Raw genomic sequence first — 21,658 nt, forward strand, 5'->3', positions numbered from 1 at the left:
AATCGTCAGGAAGGACGCGGAAATGGCGCTGCACAGGGGTCGGCCCGGACCGGATTCGACACGGCACATGGCAAATCCGATCCTGACCGAGGTGATACCGGCTCTTGGCGAGAAAATAACGTTGCCATACGACCGGATCGGCGACGGACCGGTGCCGGCGGACATCGCGTACCAACTGGTGCACGACACGCTCATCCTGGATGGAAACGCCAAGCTCAACCTGGCGACCTTCGTGACCACCTGGATGGAGCCGCAGGCCGCCCGGCTGATGGCCGAGTCCGCCGACAAGAACATGATCGACAAGGACGAATATCCGCTGACCGCCGAGCTCGAGCAGCGATGCGTCACCATCCTCGCCGACCTGTGGAACGCACCCGATCCGCGAAATGCGGTGGGCTGTTCCACCACCGGATCATCCGAGGCCTGCATGCTCGCCGGGATGGCGCTGAAAAGACGCTGGATGAAGCTTGGCCGCAGCGGCCGGCCCAACCTGGTCATGGGGATCAACGTCCAGGTATGTTGGGAAAAATTCTGCAACTACTGGGAAGTCGAGCCGCGTTTCGTACCGATGGAAGGCGACCGCTTCACCATCTCTCCGGAGGAAGCGGTCCAGCGCTGCGACGAGAACACCATCGGCGTTGTCGGCATTCTCGGCTCGACCTTCGACGGCAGCTACGAACCGATCGCCGAGCTGGCCGCCGCGCTCGACGACTTGCAGGCACGCACCGGCCTCGACATCCCGCTGCACGTCGACGGCGCGTCCGGCGGCATGATCGCGCCCTTCCTGGATCCCGGCCTGGTCTGGGATTTCCGGCTGCCGCGGGTCGCGTCGATCAACACCTCCGGCCACAAGTACGGCCTGGTTTACCCTGGCGTCGGCTGGGCCATCTGGCGCGACCGTGCCGCACTGCCGGACGAACTGGTCTTCCGGGTCAACTACCTCGGCGGCGAAATGCCGACCTTCGCGCTGAACTTCTCGCGACCAGGTGCGCAGGTCGCCGCGCAATATTACATGTTCTTGCGACTCGGCCGGGAAGGCTACCGTACGGTCCAGCAGGCGTCGCGGGACATCGCCATGGACCTGGCGCGGCGTATCGCCGATCTCGGCCCGTTCCGACTGCTGACCCGCGGCGACCATCTGCCGGTTTTTGCGTTCACCACCAAGGACAGCGTCGACTCGTTCAGCGTTTTCGATGTGTCGCAACGGCTGCGGGAACGAGGATGGCAGCTGCCGGCGTACACCTTTCCGGAAAATCGTACGGATTTGGCGGTGCTGCGGGTGGTCGTACGGAATGGGTTTTCGGCTGCGCTTGGGGATGAGTTGATCAGTGATCTTGAGCGGATTTTGCCGGTGTTGAGTGGTGGAGGGCGTGCGGCGGCCAGTGCGTTTCATCATTAGTGAAGGGGTGCGTGGCAGCGGTGGTGGGGGGCCAACTGGTGGCGTGTTGGGGCATCGTCCGTTTGTTGCGTGAGAGGGGTGGGTTTCTGGTTGGTGCGTTGGAGAGATGGTCCCGTCTTTCTTTGTTGCGTTGCGTCTCTCCTTTGTTGCGTGGGTGGGTGGTTTTCGCCTGCGCGGCGGGCGCGCCTACGCGGCGAGCGACCTCAGGGAGGGGGGCGGGACGCCAATCGGTGTGCATTGGGGGTGCGGGCGGCGGTTGTGGGTGGGGCTGGGTTTTCTGGGCTTGCTCGGTCACCTATTGGAAACAACCCGTCGGCATGCATGCCATCACAGCGGCCGGGGTGGTGCTGATGTGGCTACTGTGGCTGGCAATGCGGGTGAGGCGGCTCGGCTGCGTAATACTTGTTAAACAAGGCATCAAAGCGGACATTTTCGGCCGGCCGGCAGTCACAACAGCATTATCAACCTCAGTAGTCACACCCGTCACAGCCTCAGGCGATCGCGACGGCGTGAAGGCCTTGTTTCTTGCGTCCAACGCTAGTAACTCGACATTCACGCCATCCGCGACCCCCACAAGCCGGACATTTAGCGCTCCACATGCCTCCGGATCCCACATAGTGGACCTTCACGCCACCCACCGGGACACCACGGCACCGCCGGCGCCCCAGCCACACAAACCGGACCACACCACGTACGAAACCGCACCCGCGGCACCCAACAGCGAAACCCCGCGCAGGCGAAAACCCAACCACCCCCAAAACGCAACACTCAGAAAACCCAATCCCACCTACCCAACCACTCTCACTCTTCGTAGAAGGCAGCCAAAACCGAAGCCAACTGATGCGGATCGTCGGCGCCGCAGAGTTCCCGGGCCGAGTGCATCGACAGCGCGGGAATCCCGATATCGACGGTACGAATTCCGGTCACGCTGGCGGTGAGCGGTCCGATCGTGCTGCCGCAGGGTTGACGGTTGTTGGACACGAAAACCTGCCATGGTACGCCGGCTTTTTCACACAGTGATATGAAAAGGGCACGACCCGAAGCGTCGGTGGTGTAGCGCTGGTTGGCGTTGACCTTCAGGATCGGTCCACCGTTGGGCAGGGGATGGTGGTCGGGGTCGTGTTTCTCGGCATAGTTGGGATGTACGGCGTGGCCCATGTCGACGGACAGGCATTGCGACGCGGCAAGGGCGCGGGCGGCGTCGTCGTACGATCCGCCGCGGCTGTGGATCACGCGGCGCAGGACGGTGAGCAGCAGGGGTCCGTCGGCGCCGGTGTCGGACTGGCTGCCGATTTCCTCGTGGTCGTTGGCGACCAGCACCGGTACGAAGTCGGTGGCCGAGCCGGCGACGGCGGCGAGGGCGGCGGCGCTGGCGTGTACGGAGACGAGGTTGTCCATCCGCCCGGCGGCCAGCAGCTCGCCGTCGCGGCCGAGCAGGGCCGGCGGTTGTACGTCGTGGGTCATCAGGTCCCAGCCGAGCACCTCGTCGGCCGCCACCCCGGCGTGCTTGGCGACGTATCCGATCAGCTCACCGTCGGTCGGCGTGCCGAGCCCCCACACCGGTGACAGGTGCGTCTGCGGGTCCAACGTCAGACCCTCGTTGGTGGACCGGTTGAGGTGGATGGCCAGCTGCGGGATGCGCAGGAACGGCTGGTCGATGTGCACCAGCCGGTGCGAGCCGTCGGCGAGCGCGAGGCGGCCGGACAGGCCGAGGTCGCGATCGAGCCAGGAGTTCCACAGCGGTCCGCCGTAGACCTCGACGGCGACCTGCCGCCAGCCGACCCGACCGGTGTCCGGCCGCGGCTTGACCCTCAGGTTGGGCGAGTCGGTGTGCGAGCCGATGATCCGGAACGGCGCGTACGGCGGCGCGCCGTCGGGCAGCCACCAGGCGATCAGCGTGCCGCCGCGGAACAGATAGCGACCGCCCGGCTCGGTGGGAAACGTGTCGGTCTCGACAACCGGCCGGAAACCGGCCGCCTCCAGCATGGCCGCCGCGGCGGCGACCGCGTGGTACGGCGAGGGGCTGGCCGTCAGGAAACGCATCAGGTCAGCGGTGTGCGCGCGGTCAAATCTCGGACCCATGCGCCGATCCTAGGCGAGCCCCGGCTGCTCACTGGCCCTCATCTGGCAGGCTTTAGCGCAACATCACTTCACGGGAGGCAACGATGCCAAATATCAGCCGTCGTGCCGCGCTGCGGCTCGGCACCGCCGGTGCGGTCGGGACCGTGCTCGCGACCGGTGGCACCGCGTACGGTGTCACCGCCGCCGGACGCGACCCGAAGACCGTCGCCGCGATGGTCAAGGCCTCCTACGACGGCGCTGTCGCTGCCTGTGGCGGCAGCTGGCACAGCTACATCTCGGTCGCCAACACCGACGGCACGCTGGAGAAGGCGATCGACGCCGACTCGGCGACCGTGGTCGAGGCCTACAGCGTGAACAAGCTCGCGGTCGCCACCGCGGTGCTGGACAAGGTGGACAAAGGCAACCTCACGCTGGACACCAAGGTCGACGTGACCGCCGACATCGTGATCGCCGACGGCGACGGCATCTTCCGGCTCGACGGCGCCTATCCGAGCAACATCACCGTCGGCCACGCGCTCGCCGCTCTGCTCACCATCTCCGACGACACCGCCGTCCGGCTGTGTGGCCTGGTGTGTACGTCCGCCGAGATCAACGACACGATGGTCGCCAAGGGCTTCCCGCACACCCAGGTCGTGCCGGTGTCCAACCCGCACCGGTTCTATCTCGGCAAGACCACGCCGAAGGAGATGCACGACCTGCTGCAGGCGCTGGTCACCGGCAAGCTGCTGTCGGAGAAGTCGACGGCCTACCTGCTCAACATCATCCGCTCGCCGATCGCCTTCACCGACGGCATCCGGCTCAACATGTCGACCGACGAGCGGCTCAACATCGCGACCAAGGCCGGCTGGCTGGACAACGGCCGCAACGAGGCCGGCATCATCTTCAACGCCAGCGGCCAGGCGGCGATCACGTACTCGCTGTTCGCCACCAAGGACGGCGACGACACCAACTTCGGCCCCACGCATCCGCTCATTCACGCGCGTACGGTGATGGGCCGGCAGTTCTACGACGCGTTGTACGGCTCGGACGCCGGCACCAACGCGATGCCGCGGCTCAAGCGCCACCCGGCCTTCCGCTACCGGCCGTCCAACGGCGGCTGATCGATCGCGGTCTGGCCGGCCACCAGCGCCGGCCAGATCGCGGCGACCAACCGGTCCGCGGTCGCCGGGCTCACCGCGCCTTCGCGCAGGTACGCGACGAGTACGGCGCCATAGAGCATCGTCACCAGGCTGTCCAGGTCGAGGTTCGCGGCGACCACACCTTCCCGCTGTGCGCGCGCGACCGCCGCGACCAGTTGCTGGTGCCCCGGCTCGATGATGTGCTCACGCAGCTGGTCCATCAGGCCAGGCGTGTAGCGGTCCTCCAGCAGCACGCTCGCGAACAGGCCGATGCCTTCCGGCCGTGCCACCACGTCGGCGAAGATCCGCAGCATGGCGCGGATCGCCTCGACCGGCGGCAGCTCGGCGACCTGCCGCTGCGCCGCCTCCTCGGTCGCTCGCGAATAGCGCAGCGCGGCGCTGACCAGCTCGGCCTTCGTCGGCCACCGCTTGTAGACGGTCGGCCGGCTCACGCCGGCGTCGGTCGCCACCTCGGCGATCGTCATCCGCGCGTAACCGCTGATGGCGAGCCGCGTACGTGCCGCCTCCAGGATGCGGCGCTCCAGATCGGGATCGGTCGGCCGGCCTGGCCCCCGTCGCTCGGCGTTCATCCATCCCTCCCCGGACTCCGGACGCTACCAAACCGGCGGTTGTCATTTACTTAACAGTAATGTAAAGATATAGCACATGACAGATATCGATCGCGTCGATCACACGGTCGTCGTCACGATCACCGACCTTGACGGCCTGGCGCGGACGTACGAGCGGCTCGGCTTCACCGTCTCGCCGGAGTCGCGGCACCTGGCCAACGCACGGCCGGGCGAGCCGAAGACTCCACTCGGCACGGCCAACAGATGCGTGGTCTTCGCCGACAACTACGTCGAGCTGCTCGGCCTCGTCGAGCCGGACGGCGGCGACCAGTGGGGCGTACGGCGGCTGGCGGCCGCGCACGAAGGCCTGCGCGGACAGATTTTTGGTTGCCTGGACGCGGATGCGGTCGACCGCCGGCTCACCGAGGCCGGCATGGAGACCAGCGGCGTCCTTGCCATGGAGCGCGACGTCCAGACGCCGCAAGGAATCGCGAAGGTGCGCGCCCGAGCCGTACGGATGGACCTGAACGGCGCGCCGGAGGGAGCGCTCGGCTTCGGCGAGATCGGCGATCGGTCGATGATTTTCCAGCCACCGTTCATGAAACACGAGAACGGCGCCGTCGAGCTGTCCGGAGTCCTGCTCGTCGTGGCCGACGTCGAGCTGGACCACTACCTGGACCGCTATCGCACCTTGCTCGACGTGCAAGAAGACGAGCGGCGAGTTTTCCAGCTGCGGCTCGGCCAGCTGCGGATCGCCCCGGTGTCCACTTTGGACGATCTGCTGCCCGGCCAGACCGCGCCGGTGCTGCCGTACGTGGCGGCACAGACCGTCACCGTCACCGACCTCAGCCCGGCTCGCGCGCTCATCGAAGGAAACGGCTTCGACGTACGTCCGCTGGACAATGGATTCTTCGTCCACGCATTCGGCGCCAACATCGTCTTCCAGGAGCGACCGTGATCGTCGAGACGACCTCAGGAAAAGTACGCGGCCACAACGGGAAATTCCTCGGCATCCCGTACGCTACCGCGCAACGGTTCCAACGACCGCAGCCGGTGACGCCATGGACCGGTGTACGCGACGCCGCCGAGCCAGGCCCGATCGCGCCGCAAGGACCGTCGCGGCTGGAAAGCGTCATGGGACCGCTGCGAACCGGCGCCGGCCAGAGCGAGGACTGCCTGTCGGTCAACGTCTGGACGCCAGGCGGCTCGCACAAGCCGGTGCTGGTGTGGATCCACGGCGGCGGCTTCTCCAGCGGCGCCGGCAGCGCGCCATGGTACGACGGCACCGCCCTCGCCACCAACGGCGACATCCTCGTGGTGACCCTGAACTACCGGCTGTCGGCCCTCGGTTTCCTTTATCCAGAAGGCAATCTGGGTTTACGCGACATGGTGGCCGCGCTGCGGTGGGTACGCGACAACATCGCGGCCTTCGGCGGCGATCCGGCGGCGGTCACGGTTGCCGGCCAGTCGGCTGGCGCGCTGAGCACGCTCGCGATCATGGCCGGACCGGAGTTCGACGGCCTTTTCCACCGAGCGATCCTGCAGAGCGGTCCGTTCGGCCTGCCGCCGGCGCCGATCGACAAAGCGGAGAACATCGGTCGACTGCTGCGCCGCGAGGTGCCCGACCTTGAGCACGCGTCACCGGAGCGCATCCTGGCCGCCCAACGTACGCTGGCCAAACCAGGCGAGGTCGAGCCGCCGTTTCACCTGGTCGCCGACGGTGCGTTCGTACCGGCCGACCTGATCGCCGGCGCGGCGGCCGGCGTGGAGCTCCTCATCGGCGCGACCCGCGACGAGGGTCGCGCGTTCTCGCCAGCCGTCGGCAACACGGTCTTCGAGGCATACAAGGCGCTCGCCGCGTCGCGAAGCGCACCCGTTTACGCGTACGAGTTCGACTGGTGTCCGCCGGCCAGTCCGTACGGCGCCTGCCACTGCCTCGAGCTGCCGTTCGTCTTCGGCAACCCGGAGGCCTGGCGCGAGGCGCCGATGCTCGCCGGCGAATATCCGGCCGAGCTCGCGGCGATGATCCAGCTGGCGTGGACCTCGTTCGTACGCTCCGGCGTGCCGCGCGCCGACGGCCTGCCGGAATGGCCAGCGTACGACGGCGGCATCATGCATCTCGATCTTGAGCCGCACGTCAGCGACGTGTGATCCGTCACCAACTTGTCAGATTTCGAGCAAGCAACTGTCGTACCCGTGTGCTTGGGTGGACGGCATGACTGACCTCATCCATCCGGATGCGGCGACCCCGACGTTGCGAAACCGTACGGTTTCTCGCATCACCGACGCCGAGGTCTACGTCGCCTCCACCTGTTTCAAGACCGGACCACCGGCGTTGTTGGGCATCGAGCTGGAGTGGATCCTGCACCACAGCCGATGTCCGAGCGCGGCGATCGAGCCGGCGGACCTCGTCGCCGCACTGGGGCCTCACACCCCGACCTCGCTCTCTCCCGACAGTCCCCACCGACCCCTCCCCCGCGGTTCGACCGTCACGGTCGAGCCAGGCGGCCAGATCGAGCTCAGCACGCAGCCGCATCCCGGGCTCGCCGAGTGCATGGCCGCCACCACCGCCGACGCCGACCACCTGCTCGGCCTGCTCCGCGACGCGGGCCTGGAGCCTTCCCCCTCGGCCACCGACCGGCACCGATCACCGCGCCGCATCCTGCGGCAGCCGCGCTATGCCGCGATGAACAAACACTTCGACACCTTCGGCGACGACGGTGTCGGTGGCATGTGCGCGACGGCTGCCGTACAGATCTGCGTCGACACCGGTCTCAACGCACGCGAGCGCTGGTGGCTGCTCCACCTCATCGGACCGCCGCTGATCGCCGCCTTCGCCAACTCACCGCGGCTGGCCGGCGCCGACACCGGCTGGAAGTCGACCCGCCGCAAGCTGTGGACCGGCGCCGACCCGGGCCGTACCGGATTGCCTGACTTTGACCTCGATCCGGCGCGCGGATACGCGCACTACGCACTCGACGCGCAGGTGTTGTGCATCCGCCGGGACGGCCCCGACTGGACTCCGCCGAGCGACCTCACCTTCGCCGAGTGGATCGCCGGCAAGCACTCGCCAGCGCCGACGTACGACGACCTCGACTATCACCTGAGCACGCTGTTTCCACCGGTACGGCCGCGCGGCAGGCACCTTGAGGTGCGCTATCTGGACGCGCAGCCAGGCGACGGCTGGATCGTCCCGCTCGCCGTCCTGTCCGCGCTGCTCGACGACCCGATCGCGGCCGACATCGCGGCCGGCGCCGCCGAGTCGGTGGCCGGCCTGTGGTCGGACGCGGCGCGACACGGGCTGTCCGACCCGGCCATGCGTACGGCCGCGGTCGCCATCCTCGACGCCGCCATCGGCGCGCTTCGCCGGACGACCTCCGAGCCGAGCGTGATCGCCCGCGTCGAGGACTTCTTCCAGACCTACACCGTCCGGGGCCGATCCCCCGCCGACGATGTTCACATGTTGGAGGCCTCGCAGTGACGCACGACCTCAAGCAACAGATCGCCGACCAGCTCGACCGCAGCCGCGCGCGTACGCGACTGCTCACCGACGCCGTCGACGAGAACGACCTGACCGCGCAGCACTCGCCGCTGATGTCGCCGCTGGTCTGGGACCTCGCGCACGTTGGCAACCAGGAGGAGCTCTGGCTGGTCCGCGACGTCGGCGGCCGCGAGCCGGTGCGCGAGGACGTCGACCACCTCTACGACGCGTTCCAGAACGCGCGCGCCGACCGTCCCGCGCTGCCGCTGCTCGGTCCGTCCGAGGCGCGCGGCTATCTCGGTGACGTACGCACCAAGGTGCTGGACGTGTTGGACCGTACGGATGTCGGCGAGGAGAGCGAGCGGCGGCTGGTGCGCTCCGGCTTCGCGTTCGGCATGATCGTGCAGCACGAACAGCAGCACGACGAGACGATGCTGGCCACGCACCAGCTCCGCGCCGGCGAGCCGGTGCTGGCCGCGCCGGCGCCGCCGCAGCCGACCGGCGGTGGCGCGCACTCGTATCCGGCCGAGGTGCTGATCCCCGGCGGTCCGTTCACGATGGGCACCAGCGTCGAGCCGTGGGCCCTGGACAACGAACGGCCGGCGCACCAGGTCGACGTGCCGGACTTCTGGATCGACACTTTCCCAGTCACCAACGGCGAATACATGACCTTCATCGCCGCCGGCGGCTACGACGACCCGCGCTGGTGGTCGGCCGAAGGCTGGAAACACCGTCAGGAGGCCGCGCTTTTCGCGCCGCTGTTCTGGAAACGCGACGGCGAGCGGTGGCTGCGCCGCCGGTTCGGACACGTCGAGCCGGTGCCGGCCGACGAGCCGGTGCTGCACGTCTGCTTCTACGAGGCCGAAGCGTACGCGGCGTGGGCCGGCAAGCGATTGCCGACCGAAGCGGAGTGGGAGAAAGCCGCGCGGCACGACCCGGTCGAGGACCGGTCGCGGCGTTTTCCGTGGGGTGACGACGATCCGACCGCCGCGCACGCCAACCTCGGCCAGACGCATCTGCGGCCGGCGCCGGTCGGCGCGTATCCGCTCGGCGCGTCCGCCTTTGGCGTGCAGCAGCTGATCGGCGACGTGTGGGAATGGACCTCGACGACGTTCCATGGATATCCCGGATTCTCGGTGTTTCCGTATCCGGAGTATTCGCAGGTGTTCTTCGGCGACGACTACCGCGTGCTGCGCGGCGGATCGTTCGGCACCGACGTCTCGGCCTGCCGGTCGACGTTCCGCAACTGGGATTTCCCGATCCGGCGGCAGATCTTCACCGGCATCCGGTGTGCGCGTACGGCCACGATCGACGAGGTGCGTTGACCGGTGTGCCGCCATCTGGCATACGTCGGACCGCCGGTCACCGTCTCGTCCTTGCTGCTGGAGCCGGCTTTCGGGCTGCACCGGCAAGCGTGGGCGCCACGGCGCGTACTCGGCACCGCGACCGTCAACGCCGACGGTTTCGGTGTCGGTTGGTACGCCGCTGACACCGTCGGCCGCTATCGGCGCTCCGTTCCACTGTGGACGGACACCTCGTTTCCGGCTTTGGCCCTGTCGCTGCGGTCCAGCGCGGTGCTCGCGGCCGTACGGTCGGCGTCGGAAGGCATGCCGGTGTCCGACGGCGCCTGCGCGCCGTTCGCTTTCGGCTCGTGGTTGTTCAGCCACAACGGGATCGTGCACGGATGGCCGGCTTCGCTGGAAAAGCCGGCGTCGACGCTGCCGGTGGCCGAGCTGCTGACCCTGGACGCACCCATCGACTCGGCGGTTTTGTGGGCGCTCGTGCGGCAACACCTGCGTGCCGGCGCGGATCTCGGCGATGCGTTGGCGGCGGTCGTCAACGACGTACGCGCCACGACCACCGGTCGTCTCAACCTGCTGCTCACCGACGGTCAGCGGATCGCCGCGACCCGCTGGGGTGAGTCGCTCTACTACCTCAAAGGCGAGGATTTCGTCGTCGTGGCCTCCGAGCCGTACGACGACACTCCACAGTGGACAGAAGTGCCGGACGCGACCGTACTCACCGCGTCACCGGCCGGCGTCACGCTGTCGGCTCTCTCTTAAAGGGGAAACTTCCTTGACACGTTTTGTATTGGACAGCCACCTGCCGGACGACCACCTCGCGAAGGCGCTGGCCGCGGACGTACGCGCCGGCCTCGGTGGCACGCCGAAAACACTGCCGCCGAAGTGGTTCTACGACGAGCGCGGCAGCAAGCTTTTCGACCAGATCACCGAGCTGGCCGAGTATTACCCGACGCGAACAGAACGCGAGTTGCTGCGTACGCACTCCGGCGATGTGGCCGCGGCGTGCCCGGCCGACACGCTCGTCGAGCTGGGCTCGGGTTCGTCGGAGAAGACCCGGCTTTTGCTTGACGCGCTGGACAAAGCCGGCACGCTGCGGCGATATGTGCCGGTCGATGTCAGCCCTGGCGCGCTCATCCCGGCCAGCGAGGCGCTGCTGACGACGTATCCGCGGCTGGAGATCCACGGCCTGATCGCCGACTTCGAGAAACATCTGGATCACCTGCCCGACGCCGAGCGGCGGATCGTCGCGTTCCTCGGCGGCACCATCGGCAACCTGACGCCGGCTCAGCGGGCCGAGTTCCTGGCCGGCATTCGCGGCGGCATGGGGCCAAACGACATGTTCCTGCTCGGCACCGGCCTGGTCATCGATCCGGCGGTGCTGGTGCCGGCGTACGACGACGCGGCCGGCGTGACCGCGGAGTTCAACAAGAACGTGCTGCGGGTGATCAACCGCGACCTCGACGCCGACTTCGATCTCGACGCGTATGAGCACGTGGCGGTCTGGGACGCCGGCCCGGAGTGGATCGAGATGCGCCTGCGGTCGCAGCGCGACCAGCGCGTACGCATCGGCGGCCTGGATCTCGACATCTCGGTCGCCGCCGGCGAACAGATCCGTACCGAGATCTCCGCGAAGTTCCGGAAAGCCGGCATCACCGCCGAGCTCGCCGCTGCCGGCTTCGAGCTGGTCGCATGGTGGCAGGACCCGGACGCGCGTTTCGCCTTGTCATTGTCCCGTCCGGCCTGAGCCTTGCCTTGTTGTCGCGACAACTGTTAATGTTGTCGCGACAACAAGGAGGACGCGATGTACACGATCAGCGCCGAGGCGGCCATTGACGGCGACCTCACCACGATCTGGCGCGTGGTGACCGATGTCGCCAACTGGCCGGCCTGGGATCCGCACGAGGAGGCCGCACGCCTGGACGGACCGTTCGCCGCTGGCACGACCGGATGGTCCAAGCCGCGCGGCGGTCCGGCCACCGACTGGACCATCACCGAGGTCGTCGAACGGCGGAAATGGTCGTCGGAATGTCCGCTGCCAGGCGGAAAACTCTCCGGCGACAACACCTTCGAGCAGGTCGGCGACAAAGTGCTGTGCCGCAAGACGGTGCACGTACGCGGACCACTCACACCGCTGTTTCGCTTTTACTTCGGCCGTAAGATCCGCGCCGACATGCTGAAGACCTTTGCCGCACTGGAAAAGGCCGCGGCATGACCGAGGAATCCGGACCGCTGCTGTCGCCGGGGTTCTGGCTGCACCACGCGGCGCTGGTGTGGCGGGCCGAGCTCGACGCGCGACTGCGTCCGCTCGGTCTCACCCCAACCCAGTTCATGCTGCTCGCATCGGCCGGTTGGCTGGAACACACGAGCGGTCCGCCGACGCAGCAGGCGGTCGCCGAGCAGGCCGGCGCCGACCGGATGATGACCTCGAAAATCGTCCGCGCGCTGGAGGAGCGCGACCTGCTCGTACGCCGCCAGGACAGCGGCGACGCACGCGCCGTGCGGCTTTCGCTCACTGCCACCGGCCGAGCACTGGTCCGCAAGGCGACGGCGATCGCCCGCGACCTGGACAACGAGTTTTTCGGGGCCGATCCGGCGAAAATGCGTGCCGCACTGCGAGGCATCGCTAGCCGGCAAGGATGATCTTTCCACGGGTCCGGTTGGTTTCCAGCAGCTCGTGCGCTTTTGCCGCCTCAGCCAACGGAAGCACGTGCTCGACGTGCACACGCAGCTTGCCGTCGTCCACGAGCGTCGCGATGGCCGCCAGATCCTCGGCCGACGGCGCGACGTGGAAGTCGGAAAACCGCACGCCGCGCGCGACCGCTTCTTCTTCGCTGACACCGATGTCCGGACCGGCGATGCCGAGGAACCAGCCGCCGCGTTTCACCGTACGCAACGAGCGTACGGCCGCCTCTCCGCCAGCGTTTTCCAGCACCACATCGATGTCGCGGAGCGTGCCGATGTCCGTCTCGGTGTAGTCGATCACCTCATCGGCACCGAATCCGCGGACGAAGTCATGGTTGACCGCGCGCGCCGTGGCGATGACGTACGCGCCGCGCAGCTTGGCCAGCTGGATGCCGAGGTGGCCGAGGCCACCGGCGCCGGCCTGCACCAGCACGCGCTGGCCGGCGCTCACCGAGGCGAGCTCGAAGGCCTGCCAGCAGGTCAACGCGGCGGTCGGCAGGCCAGCGGCGGCGGTGTGGTCGATGGTCTTCGGCTTCAACGCGAGCGTTTCGGCCGGCGCGGTCAGATATTCCGCGTACGCACCGGCTTTCGGAAACGGCAGGCCGTAAACCTCGTCGCCGACGGCGAACCCGGCGCCTCCGGCCACCACACCGGACACGTCCAGGCCGAGCACGAACGGCGGCGGACCGAAAATCGGGATCGCACCCGACCTGATCTTGTAGTCGGCCGGATTCACGCCGGCCGCCTCGACGCGTACCAACACCTCCCCCGCACCCGGCTCCGGCCGGTCTTTTTCCACCAGCTCCAGCACTTCCGGGCCACCGAAGGTCCGCTGACTTATCGCACGCACGATCCATCCCTTTCGGCGAGAACTCAGACGGATCGATCCTGCGTGGCACGGTCACTCTTGTGAAGAAGGCACCTTGTTGATATCCAGGTACCTTATGGATACCACCATGGTCCAGCAATACCTCGCCGGCTGCCCGGCACGTACCGGCCTGGAGGTGCTGGCCAACAAGTGGACCGTGCTGGTCACCGCGGCCCTGCGCAAGCACGGCGGACCGATGCGGTTCAACGAGCTGCGGCGCCAACTGGTCGGCCTCACGCAGAAGGTGCTCACGCAGAACCTCCGAGCGTTGGAGCGTGACGGCCTGGTGACGCGTACGGTCTATCCGACGGTGCCGCCGCGCGTGGAGTACGAGCTGACCGAGCTCGGCGCCGACGCCGCCGGCCTGCTGACCGCGGTGGGACTGTGGGCCGAGCGGCACATGGCCGAGATCCTCAGCTCGCGGCAGGCGTACGACGAAAGGGCCGCCAAACCGGTCGAACCGGTGCGAAACTAGTCATCGACATATCAGGAGAAAACGATCTCTGACCAAAAAACTCGCGGGTCGGCTCGGTCGGCGCCGGAGATGGAACGTAGGCTCTCCCGCGTGAATGACCGGCTGGTGTGGATCGACTGTGAGATGACCGGGCTGGACACCGAGCACGACCTCCTCATCGAGGTCGCCGCTCTGGTGACCGACTCGGAGCTGACCGTCCTCGGCGACGGTGTCGACGTGGTGATCCACGCCGACGACGAGGCGCTGGACGGCATGGTCGACGTCGTCAAGCAGATGCACGAGAAGTCCGGGCTGACCGAGGAGGTACGCGCCTCCGCGGTCACCCTGGCCGAGGCGGAGAAGCAGGTGCTGGACTATGTACGCCAGCACGTACCGGACGCCGGCAGCGCGCCGCTGTGCGGCAACTCCATCGCCACCGACCGCGGCTTCATCGCGCGCTACATGCCCGACCTGGACGCGCACCTGCACTACCGGATGGTCGACGTCTCCTCGATCAAGGAGCTGTGCCGCCGGTGGTATCCGCGGGTCTACTACGGCCAGCCGGAGAAAGGCCTCTCGCACCGCGCGCTGGCCGACATCAAGGAGAGCATCCGCGAGCTCGCGTACTATCGCCGCGCCGTGTTCGTACCGCAGCCGGGACCCGACGTGGACACCGCCAAGGCGATCGCCGCACAGGTCGTCGCCGACATGGCGGCCCCGGCTGAAAATACCGATGCGTAGGCTGTCTATGATGGACATCGTTCATCGCACGTGGTGGCTGTAGCTCAGCTGGTAGAGCACCGGGTTGTGGTCCCGGGTGTCGTGGGTTCAAGTCCCATCAGTCACCCCATCATCCGCGCGTACGGCCGATCCTCTCGTGGGTCGGCCGTTTTGGTGTGTGGACAGAGTGGGGGTTGGTTGTTGCGTTGGATGGGTCTTCATGGTTGTTGCGGTGAGGGGTGTTGGGTTCCTGGTTGTTGCGTTGAGAGATGGCTGGGTCTCCTGTTTGTTGCGTTGGGGAGGTAGCGGTTTTCGCCTGCGCGGCGGGCGCTCCTGCGCGGAGGGCGACCTCAAGGGAGGGGGCGCGTGGCCGCCAATCGGTGTGCGTTGGGGGGTGCGGGCGGCGGTTTGTGGCGGGGCTGGGTTTTCCGGGCTTGCCAGCCGACGTTTGGGAAGCAACCCGTCGGGTGGAGCCGGTGATCTTTGCTGTAGCGCTAAATGTTCGCCTTGCCGGTTTGCGTTGTGGTGGTAAGGCCTCCTTACGTGCGTCTGACGCACGTAAGGGGGCCATGCGAACATTCAGTGGCGGCCGGCGCGGTGCTGGTGTGACTCGTGTGGCTGACAATGCAGATGAGGTGGCCTGACTGCGTAATACTTGTTAAACAAGACATCAAACCGGACATCTGGCAGCGGACGTAAAAGAGGGGCCGGATGCACCGGCCCCGTAACCTCAGAGTTGCGTGGTGGTGACGACGCCGCTCTTGGAGATGGTGTCCCAGCTCAGTTCCCAGTCGGTCCAGCCGTCGCCGGGCTTGACTTTGGCGTTGGTGTTGACGATGTGCACGATGTCGCCCGGCTTGGCCAGCTGGAAGAACCACTTCGCGTTGGACGTGCTCAGGTTGACGCAGCCGTGCGAGACGTTGCTGTTGCCCTGGTCGTCGACCGACCACGGCGCGGCGTGGACGAACTCGCCGCCGTCGGTGTAACGAACGTCCCAGTAGACCGTCTCGCGATAGTAACCAGGCTGCCCCTTGCAGACGCCGAAGGTGCACGAGTCCATCACGACGACCTGCCGCTTCTCCTGCACGACCATGATGCCGGAGGACGACGGCGTGCTGCGCTTGCCGAGCGAGGCGGGCAGCGTCTTGATCAGCTTGCCGTCCTGGTAGACCAGGGCCTTGTGGGTCTTGTTGTCGACCTCCATGTTGACCTTCGATCCCACCGTCATGGTGGCCGTACGGTCCCGCTTGCCATAGCGGCCGTTGCCCATGTCGATGCCGCCGATGGCCGCCTTGACCTGGATCTTCGTGCCCGGCTGCCAGTAGTCCTTGGTGCGGAAGTGCAGCTCGTCGGAACTCCACCACTTCCACGCGCCTTCGACCGGCTGCGAGGTCCGGATCTGGATGGCGTCCTGGATCGCCTTGCGCATGCTCTCCGGCACCGAGTAGGTGAAGTGCAGGATGATCGGCAGCGCGACACCGACCGTGCCGCTGTCCACCGCGAAGTCGACGCCGTTGGTCTTGCCCGGCTGACCCATCGTGGTGAAATCCGACGTCGCCGTGCTCTCCGCGCCGTCCTTGTTGGCCGCCGTCGCGGTCACCTTGTATTTGGAGTCGTACGACAGCTGGTTGTCCGGCCGCCACGTCCCCTGGTCGGCGGCCAACTGGCCGGCCACCGGCTTGCCGGCCGCGTCGGTCACCTCGACCTTGGACAGTTTGCCGTCGGTGGTGACCTTCACACTCGGCCTGGTGCTCACCTTCGCCGCACCGGTGGCCGGGCTGATCGTCAGGTTGGCCGGAGCCGCCTTCGGCGCCGTCTGGTTGCCGGCGGCCGGCTTCGTGTCACCATCGGTGGACGGCTTGGAACAGCCGCTCAACACCAGCGTGCCGGCCGCCACACACGCCACCGCGACCGTCATCCAGCGGTTGAGTCCTCGCATGAAAACCCCGATCTAGACCGATGCTCGAAGCTATGTAACTACACGAGCGCTCGTCCGGCCGGCAGCGGGGTGGCCGGACTCCGGCGGCACTCCGCTGTGCCAGGCAAGTCGTTGAACTGCCTCTAGTTCCTAAGACGTACGACCAGGCCCCGAGGTTGTCGCAACCCCCTCGTCCCAGCCATCCGCAGAGGCTGCTATCGTAACTGATCACCGGCACCGGACAGGTCCGGATGCATGCGCCGTTAGCTCAATTGGCAGAGCAGCTGGCTCTTAACCAGCGGGTTTGGGGTTCGAGTCCCTGACGGCGCACTCGATCGAAGGCTTCGCCCGGTCGGCGGGCACGCCTTCCAGCGATTCGATCACCGTCATCACACTGGGGGCGGAGCCCCCAGACCCCCATCGTCGCGGCTGACCTGATTCTCATGCCGCAACGGTTGGAGCACGTCTTCTTTGCCTAGGCGTGCTCGGTGAGCACGCCTTCGTCGTTTTCAGAACAGCGTCAATTCCCCTACACGCGGGGCCGACGTCAGGCGGTTTTGGCGCCGCGGAAGAAATCCGCCGAATCGCGCATCCACAAACGCCACCGCGGTCAGGCCGCTGAGCGCCTCGGTGACCCCGATCAACACTGGCTGCTTGCTGACACGGGAACTCGCCGCTCGGGATACCGGCATCGACTTATATAAGACGCGGCTGGTACGATTCTGTTCGTGCACGCGTTCGACATCCTGGGTGACCCGGTGCGCCGGCGCATTCTCGAGCTACTCGCCGACGGCGAGCTGACCTCCGGCGCGATCACGGACGTGATACGGGCCGAGTTCTCGTTGTCCCAGCCGGCTGTCTCCCAGCATCTGCGCGTTCTGCGTGAGAACGGGTTCGCGTCGGTCCGGGCCGAGGGGGCCCGCCGGTTCTATGCCGTCGACGCCACGCAGCTGAGCGAGGTTGACATGTGGTTGGACCGGTTTCGCGGGCTCTGGAATCAGCGGCTCGATGCCCTGGCAACCGAGCTGGCTCGCGGCAGGCGTGCATCCCGGACCGCAAGTGGCCCACCCCGCCGGCCGACCCGGCACAGCACCGATGCGGGTGAGGCCGATCCGCCAGAGAAAGGAACATGACATGAAGGACGTACTTGACGAACTGGCCGCTGCGCGCCGGAGGATGGGCACAGCGACCCTGCCCGCCGGCGACGCGTACACGATGGAGTTGCGCCGTCGCTACGACGCGCCGGTCGACGAGGTGTGGGGCGCCATCACCGAGCCCGAGCGACTGGGCCGCTGGCTGAGGTCGGTCACCGGGGACCTGCGCCTTGGCGGGTCGTTCGCGCTGGACGGCGGTGAGCACGGGGAGATCCTCCAGTGTGACCCGCCGCGGCGGCTGCGGGTGTCCTGGCTGTTCGGACCGGACGCCGACGAGTGGCCGGGTACGAGCGAGGTCGAGGTGCGCCTGTCCCCCGGCCCAGCCGGGGACACCGAGCTGGAACTGGTCCATGCGGCGGCCGTCGGCGAGCCCATGTTCCCGACCTACGGCCCCGGTGCCGGCGGTGTGGGCTGGGACCTGCATCTCCTCGCCCTGGCCCGGCACCTGGCCGACGGAGACACCCTCGACCACGAGGAGTTCCGGACCCTGCCCGAGGGGCGCGAGTTCGTTCGGCGTAGCGCTGTTGGATGGGGCGAGGCTCACCTGGCCGCCGGCGGCGATCCGGATCAGGTAGCGGCCGCGGTCGAGGCCACCACCGCGTTCTACACCCCCGGAAGTAGCGTGCGATGAAGTACACCACCTCGATCGAGATCGACCTGCCGCGGGAGAAGGTGGTCCAACTGGTCTCCGACCCCGAGCACCTGCCGAAGTGGCTGCGGGGCCTGGTGCTGCACGAACCGGTGAATGGGGTGCACGGCCAGCTCGGCACCACCTCGCGGGTCGTGTTTCAAATGGGCAAGCAGAGGATGGAGGCCACCGAGACCATCACACGCCTGGAACCCGCGGATCTGCACGCCATTCCCAGTTCGGTCGTCGTGCACTACGACCGCGAGATCGTCGGCCAGGGCATGTGGCAGGCCCAGCGCGACCGGCTGATCGATGCGGGTCCGGACACGACCCTGTGGGAGAGCGAGAGCGAGTTCCGGTTCGACGGGTTGCTGATGCGGCTCGTGGGGCGTCTGATGCCCGGCTCCTTCCGCAAGCAGTCGCTGCGGCACATGCAGGACTTCAAGGCGTTCGCCGAACAGGGCACGGACGTCCGCGAACGGACGAACTGATCCGTCGCGTGCACCCGACACCGGCCGGGTCGGGCACGCGACGATCGTTGTCCGGCCCGCGGAGTCTCGGACCGTACGGCGAAGGTGGCCAGGGACGACGGTCCCGGAGTCCGGCGGATGATCAAAACCGGAAGCGCACGATCCGAGTCGACCGTTTCATGCCCGGCAGCAGGTTCAACACGCGGTACGTGCGGCGTACGTTCGCCGGCGCCTTGGCCATCAGCAGCGGCGAGTCGTTCATCGGCGCCTCGTCGACGTATTCCAGCCGCGGGTGCCAGCCGGCCAGCGCGGCGGGATCGTCGAAACCACAGTGAAACCGCGCACCGTAACGACGCAGCGTGGGGTCCCATTTCGAGGTACGCCAAGCCCACGCCGACACCGTGTCGAACTGGATCTGACCGGTCGGAAACGCGTCGACGACGCCGGTCAGCAGGCGCCGCAGGTCGGTCTCGGTCAGGTATGGCACCAGTCCCTCGGCGACCATCAGCGCCGGCCGGCCACGCGGGACACGGTCGAGCCAGTCCAGGTCGGTGACGCTGGAGCCGATCAGTGTGTAGTGCTCGCGCGGCGGAAGGACGCTTTGCCGCAGCTCGATGACCGACGGATAGTCCACGTCATACCAGTCGACCGTGCCGGGAGGGTCGATCCGATAGACCCTGGCGTCCAGGCCACAGCCGAGGTGCAGCACCACCGCGTCGGCATGACCGGCGAGAAAGGCCCGCGCCCAGTCGTCGTGGGCCTTCGCGCGTACGACCGCGACGAGACCCAGCTGGCTGGTACCAAACCTGCGTTTGTCGTAGTCGGGGTCGAGGCGGCGCATCGCCTGCTCGGCGTAGGTGTCGCCGAGGATCGGGTCCGGCAACCGGTTGTCCAGCGCTTTGGCCCTGAGCACGGGGCTGAGCGTCTTCTGCACTCCGACGAGATCGGTGTCCACACCGACCAGACTACTATGACTTCATGAATTTCGTGAAATGTTTGAAGGACGTAAACTGAAGACGACACGGCGAGAGGAGCTTCGGGTGACGCGAGCGGACGATGGCGCCGTCGCCGCCTTCCGGGAACGGTTCGCGCAGATCATGGTCGAGTCCGGCATGCCGCGGATGGCAGCGCGCGTGTACGCCGCGCTGATGGTCACCGACTCCGGCGCGCTGTCGGCGGCCGAGCTCGCCGAGCGGCTGGGCGTCGGCGCGCCGGCGATCTCCGGAGCGGTCAAATACCTGGTGCAGGTGCGGCTGGTCGTACGCGGTCGCGAGCCGGGCAGCCGGCACGACTTCTGCCGGATCCACGAGCACACCTGGAGCCATTTCGTCAGCCAGTCCGATCCGGTGCTGGTGCAGGTGCAGGCCGGAGCGGCCGACGGCGTCGCAGTGCTGGGCCCGAACTCTCCGGCCGGGCAGCGGCTGGACGAGACCCGCCGGTTCTTTGCCTTTCTCCGCGAGGAAATCAGCCAGTCGATGGCAAAGTGGCGGCGGCTTCAGGAAACCGAACGCGACGCCGGTCAGTGAGACTCCAGCCAGGCCCGCAGCTCGTCCATCAGCGCTATCGGCGCGTCGAAGTGAATCAGGTGTCCGGCCTCGGCGACAGTGCGCAGCTCGGCGCCGGGGATCAGGGCCTGCAGCCGATGCGCGCGCTCGACCGGAATCCACGGGTCGTTTTCACCCCACACAACGCGCACTGGGATCGTGATGTCCGGCAGGCGCCGTTCGTTTTCGGCCAGGAACGACTCGTCGTATTCGGCGATTTGTTGATAGAACGCGGGTTGGCCTTCGTCTCCGGTCCACGGATCGGACAACGACGAAAGGACGTCGTCGTCCAGATCACGATAGGCCGCGTTGTCGACATACGCCCGGACCAGCGCACGATGTACATAGCCGGGAAGCTGTCCGAGCAGCCGCGGATTCTCCTGTACGAACCGAAAGAACGGCGAACCGCTTGGCGGGATCGCGACAACGTCCACCAGCATCAGCGACGCGAAGTCGACACCGTGGACAAGGTGAGTGCGCAGCGAGACCGCTCCGCCGAAATCGTGCGCCACGACGTGCGGTGGCTCCTCCAGCTGCCAATGTTCCAACAACGCGGCGAAAGCCTCGGCCTGCGCGCCGAAGTCGGTCGGCTGGTCCGGTCGCTTCGACGACCGTCCATAACCTGGCATGTCCCAGAGATGGACGGTGTGGTCGCGGCTCAGCGCTTCGGCGAACGGTTTCCACAGCTGGCTGGAAAACGGCGTGCCGTGGCAGAACACCACGGCGGGACCGGATCCGGCCGTGGTCCAGGCGACACGTCGTCCTCGCCAATGGAAGTCACGGTCGAGGTCCATCACGTCTGCGAACCCTGGTCGTACGCGTCGAGAGCCGGCGTGAGTTGCGTCGAGGCGCACAGCCATTTGTCGCCACGCCGTACGAACACGTCGGTCGTCCATTCGTCCGCGTCGAACCGCTGACCGGCGAAGCTCGCGGTGCTGACCACCCGCACGCTGAACACCGCCGCGTCGCCGTACACAGCCACTCGCGGCCGTCCGGTCGAGGCCATCCTCAGATGGCGCAGGGTGCCGGACCTGATGTTTGCCAGGAACTGCTCGGCAGAGGTGATGCCATGCTCGGTCACCAGGGCCCAGTCGTCGGTCATGAAGGCGGCGATGCGGTCGGCGTCGTTGGCGACCATCGCCTCGTTCCAGTCGTCCTCGATCGCCTCGAACGCGGCCGGATCCACAGTCATAGGTCTCACCTTCTCACGAAAACCGGGCGGGCGTGCTCGGTGACGATACGCAGAAGTGCGTACCCGCGTTATCGT

General features: G+C 67.1%; 23 protein-coding genes and 2 tRNA genes. 18 read left to right on the top strand and 7 right to left on the bottom strand.

Features of this window, described 5'->3' with window-relative positions:
• Positions 1 to 22: 22 nt before the first annotated feature.
• Positions 23 to 1,399 (top strand): glutamate decarboxylase, encoded by a 1,377-nt coding sequence (gad, locus tag GNX95_RS13650; protein ID WP_163507449.1) that lies wholly within the window; start codon positions 23 to 25, stop codon positions 1,397 to 1,399.
• An 801-nt stretch (positions 1,400 to 2,200) separates the two neighbouring features.
• On the opposite strand, the gene GNX95_RS13655 is transcribed toward gad, so the two are convergent.
• Positions 2,201 to 3,481, bottom strand: coding sequence for a M18 family aminopeptidase (locus tag GNX95_RS13655; RefSeq protein ID WP_163507450.1), 1,281 nt, complete (start codon positions 3,479 to 3,481; stop codon positions 2,201 to 2,203).
• 83 nt (positions 3,482 to 3,564) lie between these two features.
• On the opposite strand from GNX95_RS13655, the gene GNX95_RS13660 reads away from it, so the two are divergent.
• Positions 3,565 to 4,581, top strand: a complete 1,017-nt coding sequence (locus GNX95_RS13660; protein WP_163507451.1) for a serine hydrolase — start codon at positions 3,565 to 3,567, stop codon at positions 4,579 to 4,581.
• On the opposite strand, the gene GNX95_RS13665 is transcribed toward GNX95_RS13660, so the two are convergent.
• Complete coding sequence (locus GNX95_RS13665; protein WP_163507452.1) at positions 4,557 to 5,189, bottom strand: TetR/AcrR family transcriptional regulator; 633 nt, start codon at positions 5,187 to 5,189, stop codon at positions 4,557 to 4,559. The two genes, GNX95_RS13660 and GNX95_RS13665, sit on opposite strands and share 25 nt — an antisense overlap.
• Before the next feature lie 76 nt (positions 5,190 to 5,265).
• Here GNX95_RS13665 and GNX95_RS13670 point away from each other — a divergent pair, with 76 nt between their 5' ends.
• From GNX95_RS13670 to GNX95_RS13705, 8 genes are all read left to right on the top strand, one after another.
• Positions 5,266 to 6,126, top strand: a complete 861-nt coding sequence (locus GNX95_RS13670) for a VOC family protein (protein WP_163507453.1) — start codon at positions 5,266 to 5,268, stop codon at positions 6,124 to 6,126.
• Positions 6,123 to 7,319 carry a carboxylesterase/lipase family protein gene (locus tag GNX95_RS13675; protein WP_222853557.1) on the top strand — a complete coding sequence of 399 codons (1,197 nt, stop codon included), beginning with the start codon at positions 6,123 to 6,125 and terminating at the stop codon, positions 7,317 to 7,319. Before GNX95_RS13670 ends, GNX95_RS13675 begins: the two co-directional genes overlap by 4 nt.
• Positions 7,320 to 7,383: 64 nt before the next feature.
• Entirely contained in the window at positions 7,384 to 8,649 is a 1,266-nt protein-coding gene (gene egtA, locus GNX95_RS13680; protein WP_163507454.1) for an ergothioneine biosynthesis glutamate--cysteine ligase EgtA, read from the top strand.
• Entirely contained in the window at positions 8,646 to 9,974 is a 1,329-nt protein-coding gene (egtB, locus tag GNX95_RS13685) for an ergothioneine biosynthesis protein EgtB (protein WP_163507455.1), read from the top strand. The genes egtA and egtB overlap by 4 nt, the downstream gene beginning before the upstream one ends.
• A gap of 3 nt (positions 9,975 to 9,977) precedes the next feature.
• On the top strand, positions 9,978 to 10,712 hold the full coding sequence (gene egtC, locus GNX95_RS13690) for an ergothioneine biosynthesis protein EgtC (RefSeq protein WP_163507456.1): 735 nt from the start codon (positions 9,978 to 9,980) through the stop codon (positions 10,710 to 10,712).
• Between the two features lie 13 nt (positions 10,713 to 10,725).
• Positions 10,726 to 11,697 carry an L-histidine N(alpha)-methyltransferase gene (egtD, locus tag GNX95_RS13695; RefSeq protein WP_163507457.1) on the top strand — a complete coding sequence of 324 codons (972 nt, stop codon included), beginning with the start codon at positions 10,726 to 10,728 and terminating at the stop codon, positions 11,695 to 11,697.
• A 57-nt stretch (positions 11,698 to 11,754) separates the two neighbouring features.
• Positions 11,755 to 12,165, top strand: coding sequence for an SRPBCC family protein (locus tag GNX95_RS13700; protein ID WP_163507458.1), 411 nt, complete (start codon positions 11,755 to 11,757; stop codon positions 12,163 to 12,165).
• Complete coding sequence (locus GNX95_RS13705; RefSeq protein WP_163507459.1) at positions 12,162 to 12,593, top strand: MarR family winged helix-turn-helix transcriptional regulator; 432 nt, start codon at positions 12,162 to 12,164, stop codon at positions 12,591 to 12,593. Before GNX95_RS13700 ends, GNX95_RS13705 begins: the two co-directional genes overlap by 4 nt.
• On the opposite strand, the gene GNX95_RS13710 is transcribed toward GNX95_RS13705, so the two are convergent.
• On the bottom strand, positions 12,577 to 13,485 hold the full coding sequence (locus tag GNX95_RS13710) for an NADP-dependent oxidoreductase (RefSeq protein ID WP_187369632.1): 909 nt from the start codon (positions 13,483 to 13,485) through the stop codon (positions 12,577 to 12,579). The genes GNX95_RS13705 and GNX95_RS13710 overlap by 17 nt on opposite strands.
• A gap of 106 nt (positions 13,486 to 13,591) precedes the next feature.
• On the opposite strand from GNX95_RS13710, the gene GNX95_RS13715 reads away from it, so the two are divergent.
• From GNX95_RS13715 to GNX95_RS13725, 3 genes are all read left to right on the top strand, one after another.
• A complete protein-coding gene (locus GNX95_RS13715; protein WP_222853558.1) occupies positions 13,592 to 13,978 on the top strand; it encodes a winged helix-turn-helix transcriptional regulator in 387 nt (128 codons plus the stop codon).
• Between the two features lie 90 nt (positions 13,979 to 14,068).
• Complete coding sequence (gene orn, locus GNX95_RS13720; protein WP_163507461.1) at positions 14,069 to 14,698, top strand: oligoribonuclease; 630 nt, start codon at positions 14,069 to 14,071, stop codon at positions 14,696 to 14,698.
• Positions 14,699 to 14,731: 33 nt separating this feature from the next.
• Positions 14,732 to 14,807: transfer RNA gene (locus GNX95_RS13725), tRNA-His, on the top strand.
• A 600-nt stretch (positions 14,808 to 15,407) separates the two neighbouring features.
• Here the strand turns inward: GNX95_RS13725 and GNX95_RS13730 are convergent.
• The gene (locus GNX95_RS13730) at positions 15,408 to 16,595 is read right to left on the bottom strand and encodes a L,D-transpeptidase (RefSeq protein ID WP_163507462.1); all 1,188 of its coding nucleotides are present in this window, start codon (positions 16,593 to 16,595) and stop codon (positions 15,408 to 15,410) included.
• A gap of 257 nt (positions 16,596 to 16,852) precedes the next feature.
• Here GNX95_RS13730 and GNX95_RS13735 point away from each other — a divergent pair.
• From GNX95_RS13735 to GNX95_RS13750, 4 genes are all read left to right on the top strand, one after another.
• Positions 16,853 to 16,925: transfer RNA gene (locus GNX95_RS13735), tRNA-Lys, on the top strand.
• A 398-nt stretch (positions 16,926 to 17,323) separates the two neighbouring features.
• Positions 17,324 to 17,728 (top strand): ArsR/SmtB family transcription factor, encoded by a 405-nt coding sequence (locus GNX95_RS13740; RefSeq protein WP_163507463.1) that lies wholly within the window; start codon positions 17,324 to 17,326, stop codon positions 17,726 to 17,728.
• A 1-nt stretch (position 17,729) separates the two neighbouring features.
• Entirely contained in the window at positions 17,730 to 18,380 is a 651-nt protein-coding gene (locus tag GNX95_RS13745; protein ID WP_163507464.1) for an SRPBCC domain-containing protein, read from the top strand.
• Positions 18,377 to 18,868 carry an SRPBCC family protein gene (locus GNX95_RS13750; RefSeq protein WP_163507465.1) on the top strand — a complete coding sequence of 164 codons (492 nt, stop codon included), beginning with the start codon at positions 18,377 to 18,379 and terminating at the stop codon, positions 18,866 to 18,868. Before GNX95_RS13745 ends, GNX95_RS13750 begins: the two co-directional genes overlap by 4 nt.
• Before the next feature lie 121 nt (positions 18,869 to 18,989).
• Here GNX95_RS13750 and GNX95_RS13755 read toward each other — a convergent pair whose 3' ends face one another.
• Positions 18,990 to 19,802, bottom strand: coding sequence for a class I SAM-dependent methyltransferase (locus tag GNX95_RS13755; protein WP_163507466.1), 813 nt, complete (start codon positions 19,800 to 19,802; stop codon positions 18,990 to 18,992).
• A gap of 85 nt (positions 19,803 to 19,887) precedes the next feature.
• On the opposite strand from GNX95_RS13755, the gene GNX95_RS13760 reads away from it, so the two are divergent.
• Positions 19,888 to 20,373, top strand: coding sequence for a GbsR/MarR family transcriptional regulator (locus GNX95_RS13760; protein WP_163507467.1), 486 nt, complete (start codon positions 19,888 to 19,890; stop codon positions 20,371 to 20,373).
• Here the strand turns inward: GNX95_RS13760 and GNX95_RS13765 are convergent.
• Positions 20,367 to 21,185 carry an alpha/beta fold hydrolase gene (locus tag GNX95_RS13765; RefSeq protein WP_163508046.1) on the bottom strand — a complete coding sequence of 273 codons (819 nt, stop codon included), beginning with the start codon at positions 21,183 to 21,185 and terminating at the stop codon, positions 20,367 to 20,369. The two genes, GNX95_RS13760 and GNX95_RS13765, sit on opposite strands and share 7 nt — an antisense overlap.
• Complete coding sequence (locus tag GNX95_RS13770; RefSeq protein ID WP_163507468.1) at positions 21,185 to 21,583, bottom strand: nuclear transport factor 2 family protein; 399 nt, start codon at positions 21,581 to 21,583, stop codon at positions 21,185 to 21,187. The genes GNX95_RS13765 and GNX95_RS13770 overlap by 1 nt, the downstream gene beginning before the upstream one ends.
• Positions 21,584 to 21,658: the final 75 nt, after the last annotated feature.

This window comes from Fodinicola acaciae (assembly GCF_010993745.1).
Taxonomy (GTDB): Bacteria; Actinomycetota; Actinomycetes; order Mycobacteriales; family HKI-0501; genus Fodinicola; species Fodinicola acaciae.